An 11487-nucleotide genomic window follows, 5' to 3' on the forward strand; every position below is an offset into this window, starting at 1 on the left:
GCTGCCGACAGCCTCAGCCCGTCGTGATAGCGGTCTCCACGTCTGACGGATCGATGCGCTTGTTGAGATTGGCATGCAGCCGCTCCTTGTCGAGTTCGCCCTCCCACCACGACACCACCACGCAAGCAACGCCGTTGCCGCAGAGATTGGTCAGCGCGCGGCACTCGCTCATGAACTTGTCGATGCCGAGCACGATGGCCATGCCGGGCACCAGTCGCGGATCGACCACGGCGAGCGTCGCCGCCAGGGTGATGAAGCCGGCGCCGGTGATGCCGGAGGCCCCCTTCGAGGTCAGCATCGCGACCAGCAGGATGGTCAGTTGCTGAGTGAAGGTGAGATCGAAGCCGAGCGCCTGCGCGATGAACAGGGTCGCCAGCGTCATATAGATATTGGTGCCGTCGAGATTGAACGAATAGCCGGTCGGCACCACGAGGCCGACGACCGACTTGGAACAGCCGAGCCGCTCGAGCTTTTCCATCAAGGACGGCAGCGCGCTTTCCGAGGATGACGTGCCGAGCACGATCAAAAGCTCGTCCTTGATGTAAGCCAGGAACTTGAAGATCGAGAACCCGACCAGTCGCGCGATCACGCCGAGCACCACGAACACGAACAGCGCCGCGGTGACGTAGAACGTCGCGATCAGCCCGATCAGGTTCAGGATCGCGCCAGTCCCGAATTTGCCGATCGTGAACGCCATCGCGCCGAACGCACCGATTGGAGCTGCCTTCATCACGATGGCGATGACGCCGAACACGGCATGCGCAGCATCATCGATGAAAGCGCGGATGGTATGGCCGCGCTCGCCGAGGCCCATCAGCGCAAAACCGAACAGGATCGAGAACAGCAGGACCTGCAAAATTTCTCCCTGCGCAAACGCGCCGACCACCGTATCGGGAATGATGTGCAGGAAGAAATCGACGCTCTTCTGCGCTTCCGCCTGTTTGGCATAGCCGGCAACAGCCTGCGCGTTCGCCATGCCGCCGCCGAAGCCCGCGCCGGGCCTGACCAGGTTGCCGACGAGGAGACCGATCACCAGCGCAAAGGTGGAGACGACCTCGAAATAGACCAGCGCCTTGACGCCGATGCGGCCAACCTTCTTGGCATCTTGTATATGCGCGATGCCGGATACCACGGTGCAGAAGATGATCGGTGCGATCACCATCTTGATCAGCTTGATGAAGCCGTCACCGAGCGCCTTGATCCAGTCATTGGTTGCAAGCGTTGGCCACAGCCAGCCGAACAGTGCGCCAAGCACGATCGCGATCAAGACCTGAACATAAAGAACGCGGTACCATGGCTTTGCCGCACTTACCGGTGCTTCAGTCGCGATCGTTGCCGTCATGCACGCTTACTCCCCTCAGAACTCGCGGACAGGTCGTACATGCGCCAATCCGTCGCACACAGCCAAATTACTTTGGGTAAGCGGAGTCAATGGCGTTGCTCGATCATCAACAGGCCAAACGGTATTGCGGTCTGCCGAAAGAATATTCTTCCCAATCGGCGCGATGCGACGGAACGAGATGAACGCGGATGGCTACGCGCCCGGACGCGAGCCCATAATATCCAGAGGCTTCGGCGAACGTAGGGTTGGTTGCGGACAGCGCATTACCTTATCGCATGCAATTGCGGCAGAGCCGATCCTGCGAAGGTCGTCGCCATCTTTTTTACCGAATTTCTACGAGCCGCACATCGGTCACTGTCGTTTGGAACTTGCCGCCTCGCTTCACGTTGTGCGCCCCAAGCACCAGGCGCTGGTGCCGAGGTCGCGCCATGAGCGCCCTCAAGAGCGTTGAACAGCGGCGCGGCCCCTCATCCAGAATAGAGGAGGTTACGCCATGGATGCATTGCGCATTTCCCGCCGGCAATCGATCGCCGGCCTATCAGTCGCCGGACTCGCGGGATTGCTCATTCCGCCTGCCTATGCCCAGCAGAAGCGCGAGACTACGGGTGTCGGGATCGCCAAGAAAGGAGCGGCGATCGACGACGAGGACATTTTCACCTTCGCGCTGAACCTCGAGTACATGGAAGCCGAGTTCTATTTGCGCGCAACGACCGGCAAGGGCATCAGCGATACCGATGCCGGTATGGATGCTGGCAGGGTCGTGGGCGGCCACGAGGCCCAATTCAAAGAGAAGGCGATCCGCGAATTCATCGAAGAGACGGCGGAGAACGAACTGGCCCACGTTCGCTTCTATCGCAAGACGCTTGGCCGAAACGTCATTTCACGACCTGCGATCGACTTCGACGCCGGTTTCAAGGCTGCAGCTCAGGCTGCCGGATTGCCTGCCGATTTCGACCCATTTGCCGATGACATGTCGGTCCTGCTCGGCGGCATGCTGTTCGAAGACGTCGGCGTGACTGCTTACGCGGGTGCAGTTCCCCTGCTCAAGAAAAAGGAGTTCGTGGAGGCGTCGGCCGGCATACTTGCTGTTGAGGCCTACCACATGGGAATGGCCCGCTCCCAGCTCTACATGATGGGCGAAAAGGCATGGGACGCCGCCAACGCAATTTCGGATGCCCGGGATAAAATTGACGGAACCCCCGAAAAAGAAGACCAGGGGATCCGAGTCGACGGCAAAGCCAACTTCGTGCCTTCGACCCCTGACGCGATTGCGTTCACGCGTACGCCGCAAGAGGTGCTGCGTATCGTCTATCTGGCCGAGAAGGCCGGTGTCAGCAAGGGCGGTTTCTACCCGAACGGAATGAACGGAGAAATCAAGACCACCTGATTGCGCTACATACTCTGCCGCACGCGTTCGGACGGCCGGCGAGACAGAAATGGTCATCCCTGCCGAAGCGCGCCTGCGCGCGGAATTTGCTACCACCCAGACATTCATTGCTGCGCCGCTATGGTCGCGGCACAGCCAATATACCGCTCTGCTAAAAAAGACTGTCAGCGCAGACACCGCTTACGGTGCCGTACGCGTTGGAGCAGTTCTAGTAACTGCCTCCGCCTCCACGCGCACCGCCGCCACCGGATGCTCCGGGCGCTCGGCCTCTACCGGCCGCTCTGTAATGGCGACACCAGCCGTTGGCGCTGATGGGTCCCTCGACGATCTCGCAGGTCCCTCCGCGGAAATGGACGCAGCCGCCGCAGCGCTGGGCTCCATTTGGACTATCGCGATACTGGGCCGATGCTTTGCTGACTTTTCGCCGGCCGCGTATCTCTTGCAGCAGCCCGTCATCTAATGGCAGAGGCGAAATCGACGGCGCCGCCAATGCCGGCAGCGCCATCCCGGCAAGTGCCGCTCCAGAAAGGGTTTTTCCAATAAAATTGCGACGCGAAATGGATTCCTTTTTCGAGTGCTCGCTCACGGGTATCCTCCTGGGTTGTGGAGGGACCATTCGCGGTCTTCCAGATGATCAAAACAATTTACCGAGGGACGCGTTGTCCGCGCTTTGCCGACTTTTCCTTTGCAGCGAGGTCTCACGCAGATCGCAGCTTAAGGCCGGGCAGCGCCAAGCGAGGTGCCCTCCCACAAAATCAGGGTAGCCATATTACCTCTTCTTCCCACCTACGCTGTTCGAGGATATCGGCGGGACCGCCTATGCGGGTGCTGCGCCGCTCCGGTATCACCAAGGGCGGTTTCTACCCGAACGGGATGAACGGAGAACTCAAGACGACCTGAAGTAACACCCTTCACGCTGCACTGTTCGGATCGGCCGCCTCGATGCGGCCGATCTTGTGGCGACCAGACATGCTGAGTTCGCGGCCGACTGTCCGGTTTTCATCAAATTCGCATCACTCGAATTGGCTGCGCTCCAGGAATCCAGGTGCTAGCCGAGCCAGCGCGCGATGCGTGCCACCGCTTCGCGCATCTCGTCGGCCGAGCGCGCGTAGGAGAAGCGAATGAAGCTGCGGCCGTGAATCGGATCGAAATCGACGCCCGGCGTCGCCGCCACATGCGCCTTATCCAGCATGCGGCCGGCAAACTCAAAGCTGTCGGAGGTGAAATCCGAAACATCGGCGTAGAGGTAGAACGCGCCATCGGCCGGCAGGAACTTGGTGAGGCCGGCCTTCGGCAATCCCTCGATCAGGATGCGGCGGTTCTCCTGGTACCCGCGCTTGATCGCCTCCATCTCTTCGCGGCCTTCGAATGCCGCTTCGGCCGCAATCTGCGACAGCGTCGGCACCGAGATCGACAGGTTCTGCTGCAGTCGCTCGATCGGGCGCACCAGAGGCTCCGGTACCACCATCCAGCCGACCCGCCAGCCGGTCATGCAAAAGTATTTCGAGAACGAGTTGATCACGAGCGCCTGCGGCGAGAGTTCTACCGCCGTTACCGCCGGGAACGCATAGTCGAGGCCGTGGTAGATTTCGTCGGAAATGAAGCGGATGCCCGCGCCTTCCGCCGCATTGATCAGGCCGGTGAGCGCTTCGCGCGACATCATCGTTCCCGTCGGATTGGCGGGACTGCCGACCAATACGCCCTTCAGCGGTGCCTTGCGATGCGCCGCCAGCAACGCTTCGCCGGTCAGCGCGTGGCGTGTCGCGCTCGACGTCTCGATCAGCACCGGTTCACAGCCCAGCGCGGTCAAAATATGCCGATACGGCGGATACCCCGGCACCGTGACTGCCACGCGATCCCCCGGCTCGAACATCGACAAGAACGCCAGAATGAATCCGCCGGACGAGCCCGTCGTGATCACGATGCGGTCGGTATCGACAGTGCAGCCGTAAGTATCGTGGTAGTGCCGGACAATCCGCGCACGCAGCGTGGGCATACCGAGTGCGGAGGTGTAGTCGATCCGCCCCTCATCGAGCGCCACGTGCGCGGCCGCGATCGCGGTCCTGGGCGCGGGCGCCGCCGGTTGCCCCACTTCCATGTGAATGACATGGCCGCCGGCCGCCTCGATGCGGGCCGCGGCCGCCATCACGTCCATCACCATGAAGGGCGGAACATCACTCCGTGTCGAAGGCGTCAGCAGCGCTTTCGCGCGATCTCTGAGTGTCGATTCCAGCATCGATACCTGCTATTTGCACGGGCGCCGGCCGAATTCGGGTTCCCGAACCGGTTAGCGCCCCAGACTGGCCGCATTCGGTGGCTTGTTATAGCTTTTTCGAGCGAAGTGATACCGGCTTGGGTGAAGAAACGCGTTGAAATAACAAACTGGGCCTGTTTCTGATCTAATCAGAAACTGAACCGGCGTCCGGCCACATCCGGACGCACCGCCAATCGCCAAAGACCGCTCATGCTCCGCATCACCCTACGCAAGATATCACTGAAGTTGACTGCGCTGACGACTGCGGTCGCCCTTGCCGTCGCGCCGATGGCCGCGCTTGCGCAAGAGAACAAGGGCCCGCCGGTGCTCCGCGACACCGAGACGGAACAATTGCTCCGCGAGTATACGCGGCCGATCCTGCGCGCCGCCGGCCTGGAAAAACAGAACATCCAGATGGTCATCATAAACCAAAGCGTCTTCAACGCGTTCGTTGCCGACGGCCGCCGCATCTTCGTGAACTACGGCGCGATCCTGCAATCGGAGACGCCGAACCAGATCATCGGCGTGATGGCGCATGAAACCGGCCATCTTGCCGGCGGCCATCTCGCCAAGATGCGCGAACAGATCGCGCAGGCCCAGACACAGATGATCATCGCCATGCTGCTTGGCGCCGGCGCGATGGTCGCTGGCGCGCAAGGCGGCAGCAACAGCGGGTTGGCCAATGCCGGCGCGGCGATGTTTTCCGCGCCGGGAGAAATGATCCGCCGCAACCTGCTCTCCTACGTGCGCCAGCAGGAGGAGAACGCCGATAAGGCCGGCGTGAAGTTTCTGACTGCCACCGGCCAGTCCGCCAGGGGCATGTACGAGACCTTCAAACGCTTCACCGACGAAAGCCTGTTCGCCGCGCGCGGCTCCGACCCTTACGTCCAGTCGCATCCGATGCCGTCTCAGCGCGTCGCTGCGCTCGAAGAGCTAGCAAGGTCGAGCCCTTATTGGGACAAAAAGGACGACCCTGCCCTGCAACTGCGCCACGATATGGTGCGCGCCAAGATCTCGGCCTTCATGGAGCGGCAGGACACCGTGTACCGGCGCTATCCGCTGTCCAACAACAGCCTGCCCGCGCGTTATGCCCACGCCATTGCAACCTATCGGCACGGCGACCTCCGCAGCGCGCTCGCGCAGATCGATGCCCTGATTCAACAGCAGCCCAACAATCCCTATTTCCACGAAGTGCGTGGCCAGGCGCTGCTGGAAGGCGGCAAGCCGCAGGAGGCGATTGCGCCGCTGCGCAAGGCCGTCGCGCTCTCCAACAACGCACCGCTTATCGAGATGCTGCTTGGGCAGGCCCTCGTGGCAACCGGCAACAACGCCTACACCGACGAGGCGATTGCGATCCTGCGCGCGGCCGTGGCGCGCGAGACCGAGGCGCCGATCGGCTACATGCAGCTTGCGATGGCCTATGGCCGAAAAGGAGATTACGCGCAGGCGGACCTGGCGTCGGCCCAGGCCGCCTACCTGCGCGGCGACAGCAAGACGGCGCGCGATCTTGCGTCGCGGGCAAAAACGCGCTTCGCGATCGGGACGCCGGGATGGGTCAAGGCTGACGACATCGTGAACACCAAGCCGCTGCCCGGCCAGAAGGGCAACTAGAATTGAACCGCATTCGGCTATAATCGGACTTGGTCACCAAGGACTTGGCCGACCCGAACCAAGATATTCTCCAGGAGCCGGCCTTCAGCAGAATTGCCCGGGAACCCGCCGCACAAGGATTTAACAATGCCCTCGTTCCGTCTTCTCATCCCCGCACTGTTCGCGTTGGCGCTTTGCGGCGCGCCGCAGCCTGCTGCCGCGCAGAGCTTCACCGATACCCAGCGCGGCGACATCGAGGCCATTGTCCGCAATTACCTGATCGCGCATCCCGAAGTGCTCGAAGAGGCGATGACCGAACTCAGCAAGCGTCAGGCCGCAGCCGAAGCCGCCAAGCACGAAGCCGGCGTCGCCAATCATGCGGACGCGATCTTCAACTCGCCGCGTGGCGTGACGCTCGGCAACAAGGATGGCGACGTCACCTTCGTCGAATTTTTCGACTACAATTGCGGCTACTGCAAACGTGCGATGGCCGACATGATGGAGCTGATGAAGACCGACCCGAAGCTGAAGGTCGTACTGAAGGAATTTCCGGTGCTGAGCGCAGGCTCGGTCGAAGCCGCCCAGGTCGCCGTCGCCGTGCGCATGCAGGATCCGACCGGCAAGAAATATCTCGACTTCCATCAGAAGCTCCTCACCGGCCGCGGCGCCGCCGACAAGGCACGCGCGATGGCCGTTGCCAAGGAAGTTGGCCTCGACATGGCGAAGCTGGAGAAGGATCTGAACAGCGCAGAAGTGCGCAGCACGCTCGAGGAAAATTTCAAGCTCGCCGAGGCCATGGGCATGAACGGCACGCCGAGCTACGTGATCGGCAAGCAGGTCGTGATCGGCGCGGTCGGCGCCGAGGCCCTCAAGGAAAAGATCGCCAACGCCCGTTGTGGCAAGGCGACCTGCTGAGGCGACGCTTCGCGCATGCGTGAAAAGGCCGGCTCGACAGCCGGCCTTTTTCTTTGCGGCATTATGCTGCGCAACGGTTCATCCCGCGTTCACAAAACAAAGTCCGCGGAACCGCCAACTATCAGGAACATCAGGCAATTCCTTTCGTTGTCGGCGCGGGCAATGCAAATACGTGAGGAGACATTCGATGAGTAATCGCTTTCTGATGACGGTCGCCGCGGCGGCCCTGATCGCCGGAACCGGCTTTGCGAATGCGCAGGGCACCGGCATGGGACGGGGCGACGCAGGGTCGGCCGGTTCTGCAGCGCAGCAGAGCGCGCCTTCTTCTGAGCGCGGCGGCACCTCGTCGGGCACCATGCAACGCGATAGCGGTGGCAAGTCCGAGATGAAGGGTGCGCAGTCCGAGCAGAAGTCGATGGGCGCCGAAAAGAACCAGCGCGCCGACGAACACATGAAGGGCGGCAAGGACATGAAGGCCGAGGGCAAGGAGGACCGCGGCGGCATGAAGGCCGACCAACAGAAGGCCGAACAGAAGGGCGAAAAGGGCCAGACGACCGGCCAGGGCACGACGCAACGTGATCAGAGCACGACGCAGCATCGTGATCAGTCCACGACCCAGCAGCGTGACCAGACCACCCAGGGTCGCGATCAAATGCAGAACCGTGACCAGAAGGCCCAGGGTCAGCAGGACCGCACCCAGACGCAGACCCAGACTCAGGGCGGAGCCGCGGGCCAAAGCACGACAACGGGTCAGGCCGGCGCGGGCGCCAAGCTCTCGACCGAGCAGCGCACCCAGATCACCACCGCGATCAAGGAGACGCACGTTCAGCCGGTGACGAACGTGAACTTCTCGGTTTCGGTCGGCACCCACGTACCGCGCGACGTGACGTTCCATACGCTGCCGGAGCGCGTCGTGACCATCTATCCGGAATGGCGCAGGTACAAGTACATCCTCGTCAAGGAGCAGATCGTGATCGTGGATCCGAACACCTACGAAATCGTGGCGGTTCTGGAATCCTAATCGCGGGCTTTTCGCAAGGATCAGGGCGGGCAGAAATGCCCGCCCTTTTCGCTGACGAAGGCGGGACCAGCCACAGCAGTCGAAATGACGGCGGGGCTACAACCTGGTTTACCTGTCATGGCGCCGCTCCACCATGAGCAGCATTGTTTCCATCGCATTCGGCCCCAAGGGATGCCTTGAAGACGAATGGCGGGTGGATAATCGGCGCGCGGGCGGCCCGGCAGTCGATTCAGCCGCATTGGTTAATGAGTAAATTCAGCGGGTTATATGCGCCTTTTTATGAACAGGATAAGGCCCATGAAAGGGTCCAGAGCGGCCTAAAGGCTTTCCCTTGGCCGCGTTGTTACCTATAACCCCGCGACCCGCCCGCCCCTTTTTGCTGGAATCCAGATGGCCCAAGGAAGCGCCCAAGCCTCTGCCGCGACGATCTATGTGCTCAACGGCCCGAACCTCAACATGTTGGGGACGCGCGAGCCGGAAACCTACGGCCATGCGAGCCTCGCCGATGTCGAAAAACTTTGCGTCGAAACGGCAGCGCAGTTCGGCCTAAAGGCCGATTGCCGCCAATCCAACCGCGAGGGCGAACTGATCGACTTCATCCATGAGGCGCACGCCAAGAAGGCGGCCGGCATCATCATCAACGCCGGTGGTTATTCGCACACCTCGATCGCGTTGCACGATGCGCTGGTCGCGGTGAAAATCCCGACAGTGGAAGTGCACATCAGCAACATTCACGCGCGCGAGAGCTTCCGTCACCACTCCTTCACGGCCATGGCCGCCTTTGCATCGCTGTGCGGCTTCGGCATCGACGGCTACCGGCTCGCAATATCAGGCCTGGCCGCCAAACTCGGCGCCAGAGCGAAGACCTGACTTCAAGAACTGACCTCAAAACCTGACGTCAAACGACACCAATCCTGACGCTTAAGCCGTCACCCACATCGAGAATTCCGGATCAAGAGCATGGCCCGCCAGCCCGACAACAAGACAGCGGACAAATCAGCCGCCAATCTGAAGAGCGACGACAGCGCGCTCATTCGCGAACTCGCGCTGTTGCTGGATGAGACCAGCCTGACCGAGATCGAGATCGAGCGCGCCGGCCTGCGGGTGCGCGTCGCGCGCAACATCAGCGTGGCGGCGGCGATGCCGAGCTTCCAGCCGGCGCCGGCTGCGGCGGCGGCGATCCCTGCGGGGGCCGATCTGGCCAAGCATCCGGGCGTGGTCCCCTCGCCGATGGTCGGCACCGCCTATTGGGCGCCGGAGCCCGGCGCCAAGCCGTTCATCGAGGTCGGCACCAAGGTTTCGGCCGGCCAGACTCTCCTGATCATCGAAGCGATGAAGACGATGAACCAGATCCCGTCGCCGCGCGCGGGCACGGTGACGCAAATTCTCGTCGAGGACGGCCAGCCGGTCGAATTTGGCGAACCATTGGTCATTATTGAGTAGATGGCGAATGGCGAGTGGCGAGTATCGAATGGTTTCTTGCGCTGACCATTCGCCATTCGCCATTCGCTACTCGCCGGCGGGAGCCGCATGTTCGACAAGATCCTCATAGCCAATCGCGGCGAAATCGCGTTGCGCGTGCTGCGCGCGTGCAAGGAACTCGGCATCAACACCGTTGCGGTGCATTCCACCGCCGACGCCGATGCCATGCACGTGCGGCTCGCTGACGAGAGCGTCTGCATCGGGCCGCCGCCGTCAAAGGACTCCTATCTCAACATCCCTGCTTTGCTCGCGGCCTGCGAGATCACGGGCGCCGATGCCGTGCATCCCGGCTACGGCTTTCTTTCCGAGAATGCCCGCTTCGCCGAAATCCTCGCCGAGCACAATCTGCATTTCATCGGCCCGAAGGCCGAGCACATCCGCCTAATGGGCGACAAGATCGAGGCCAAGAAGACCGCCAAGAGGCTCGGCATTCCGGTGGTGCCCGGCTCCGACGGCGCGGTCTCCTCCGACGACGACGCGCTGGCGATCGGCAGGTCGATCGGCTTCCCGGTGCTGGTGAAGGCTGCCGCCGGCGGCGGCGGGCGCGGCATGAAGGTGGCGCGCACCGCCGACGACCTGATGCTCGCACTGTCCACCGCCTCCAATGAGGCGAAATCCGCTTTCGGCGACGCCTCGGTCTACCTCGAAAAATATCTGCAGAAGCCGCGCCACATCGAGATCCAGATTCTCGGCGATGGCCGTGGCGGTGCGATCCATCTCGGCGAGCGCGATTGCTCGCTGCAGCGCCGGCACCAGAAGGTTTGGGAAGAAGGCCCCTCGCCGGTTCTCGCCGCCGCCGCCCGCGCCAAGATCGGCGAGACCTGCGCCAAGGCTATGCGGGACATGAAATATCTCGGCGTCGGCACCATCGAATTTCTCTATGAGGATGGCGAGTTCTACTTCATCGAGATGAACACCCGCATCCAGGTTGAGCATCCCGTCACCGAGAGCATCACCGATATCGACCTCGTGCTGGAGCAAATCCGCATCGCCGCCGGCGGCGACCTGCCCGCAAAGCAGGAAGAGATCGCCATCATCGGCCATGCCATCGAATGCCGCGTCAATGCGGAAAACCCGCAGACCTTCCGCCCCTCGCCCGGCAAGATTACGCAATTCCATCCGCCCGGCGGGCTCGGCGTGCGGATCGATTCCGCCGTTTATCAGGGTTACGTCATTCCGCCCTATTATGATTCATTGGTCGGCAAGCTGATCGTGCACGGCAAGACCCGCGCCGAATGCCTGATGCGGCTGCGCCGGGCGCTCGACGAGATGGTGGTTGACGGCATAGAAACCACCCTGCCGCTATTCCGGGCGCTAGTCCGGGAGACCGATATCATCAACGGCGACTACCACATTCACTGGCTCGAGCAGTACCTCGCCGGCCAGCCCGTGGACGGCAAGCTGCCATAGCTGCCTCAGATGTCCACCGGCAATGGAACCAATTGGACCCTCGCGCATTATGGGATGCTGGGGTCCCTTTTGGCAGGGCGGTTTCG

At 62.0% G+C, this 11487-nt stretch carries 9 protein-coding genes; 7 read left to right on the top strand and 2 right to left on the bottom strand.

Features of this window, described 5'->3' with window-relative positions; genetic code table 11:
- Positions 1 to 13: 13 nt before the first annotated feature.
- Positions 14 to 1342 (bottom strand): dicarboxylate/amino acid:cation symporter, encoded by a 1329-nt coding sequence (locus tag HCN58_RS13065; RefSeq protein WP_171579780.1) that lies wholly within the window; start codon positions 1340 to 1342, stop codon positions 14 to 16.
- A gap of 493 nt (positions 1343 to 1835) precedes the next feature.
- On the opposite strand from HCN58_RS13065, the gene HCN58_RS13070 reads away from it, so the two are divergent.
- Positions 1836 to 2729, top strand: coding sequence for a ferritin-like domain-containing protein (locus HCN58_RS13070; RefSeq protein ID WP_171579781.1), 894 nt, complete (start codon positions 1836 to 1838; stop codon positions 2727 to 2729).
- A gap of 1048 nt (positions 2730 to 3777) precedes the next feature.
- Here the strand turns inward: HCN58_RS13070 and HCN58_RS13075 are convergent.
- Positions 3778 to 4965 carry a pyridoxal phosphate-dependent aminotransferase gene (locus tag HCN58_RS13075; RefSeq protein ID WP_171579782.1) on the bottom strand — a complete coding sequence of 396 codons (1188 nt, stop codon included), beginning with the start codon at positions 4963 to 4965 and terminating at the stop codon, positions 3778 to 3780.
- Between the two features lie 228 nt (positions 4966 to 5193).
- On the opposite strand from HCN58_RS13075, the gene HCN58_RS13080 reads away from it, so the two are divergent.
- The 6 genes from HCN58_RS13080 (at position 5194) to accC (ending at position 11401) form a co-directional block, all read left to right on the top strand.
- Positions 5194 to 6594: a M48 family metalloprotease gene (locus tag HCN58_RS13080; protein ID WP_171579783.1), complete on the top strand. Its 1401-nt coding sequence runs from the start codon at positions 5194 to 5196 to the stop codon at positions 6592 to 6594.
- 126 nt (positions 6595 to 6720) lie between these two features.
- Entirely contained in the window at positions 6721 to 7488 is a 768-nt protein-coding gene (locus HCN58_RS13085; protein ID WP_171579784.1) for a DsbA family protein, read from the top strand.
- Positions 7489 to 7675: 187 nt separating this feature from the next.
- Positions 7676 to 8509: a DUF1236 domain-containing protein gene (locus tag HCN58_RS13090; RefSeq protein WP_171579785.1), complete on the top strand. Its 834-nt coding sequence runs from the start codon at positions 7676 to 7678 to the stop codon at positions 8507 to 8509.
- A 390-nt stretch (positions 8510 to 8899) separates the two neighbouring features.
- A complete protein-coding gene (gene aroQ / locus HCN58_RS13095; protein WP_171579786.1) occupies positions 8900 to 9379 on the top strand; it encodes a type II 3-dehydroquinate dehydratase in 480 nt (159 codons plus the stop codon).
- A gap of 90 nt (positions 9380 to 9469) precedes the next feature.
- A complete protein-coding gene (accB, locus tag HCN58_RS13100) occupies positions 9470 to 9952 on the top strand; it encodes an acetyl-CoA carboxylase biotin carboxyl carrier protein (protein ID WP_171579787.1) in 483 nt (160 codons plus the stop codon).
- An 87-nt stretch (positions 9953 to 10039) separates the two neighbouring features.
- Positions 10040 to 11401 carry an acetyl-CoA carboxylase biotin carboxylase subunit gene (gene accC / locus HCN58_RS13105; protein WP_171579788.1) on the top strand — a complete coding sequence of 454 codons (1362 nt, stop codon included), beginning with the start codon at positions 10040 to 10042 and terminating at the stop codon, positions 11399 to 11401.
- Positions 11402 to 11487: the final 86 nt, after the last annotated feature.

Origin of the sequence: Bradyrhizobium australiense (genome assembly GCF_013114825.1) — a bacterium.
GTDB lineage: Bacteria > Pseudomonadota > Alphaproteobacteria > Rhizobiales > Xanthobacteraceae > Bradyrhizobium > Bradyrhizobium australiense.

Bases quoted from the DNA above. Each gene is read 5' to 3' on its own strand.
- HCN58_RS13070 (WP_171579781.1), top strand. From the start codon at position 1,836: ATGGATGCATTGCGCATTTCCCGCCGGCAATCGATCGCCGGCCTATCA.
- HCN58_RS13075 (WP_171579782.1), bottom strand. From the start codon at position 4,965: ATGCTGGAATCGACACTCAGAGATCGCGCGAAAGCGCTGCTGACGCCT.
- HCN58_RS13065 (WP_171579780.1), bottom strand. From the start codon at position 1,342: ATGACGGCAACGATCGCGACTGAAGCACCGGTAAGTGCGGCAAAGCCA.
- accB (WP_171579787.1), top strand. From the start codon at position 9,470: ATGGCCCGCCAGCCCGACAACAAGACAGCGGACAAATCAGCCGCCAAT.
- HCN58_RS13080 (WP_171579783.1), top strand. From the start codon at position 5,194: ATGCTCCGCATCACCCTACGCAAGATATCACTGAAGTTGACTGCGCTG.
- accC (WP_171579788.1), top strand. From the start codon at position 10,040: ATGTTCGACAAGATCCTCATAGCCAATCGCGGCGAAATCGCGTTGCGC.
- aroQ (WP_171579786.1), top strand. From the start codon at position 8,900: ATGGCCCAAGGAAGCGCCCAAGCCTCTGCCGCGACGATCTATGTGCTC.
- HCN58_RS13090 (WP_171579785.1), top strand. From the start codon at position 7,676: ATGAGTAATCGCTTTCTGATGACGGTCGCCGCGGCGGCCCTGATCGCC.
- HCN58_RS13085 (WP_171579784.1), top strand. From the start codon at position 6,721: ATGCCCTCGTTCCGTCTTCTCATCCCCGCACTGTTCGCGTTGGCGCTT.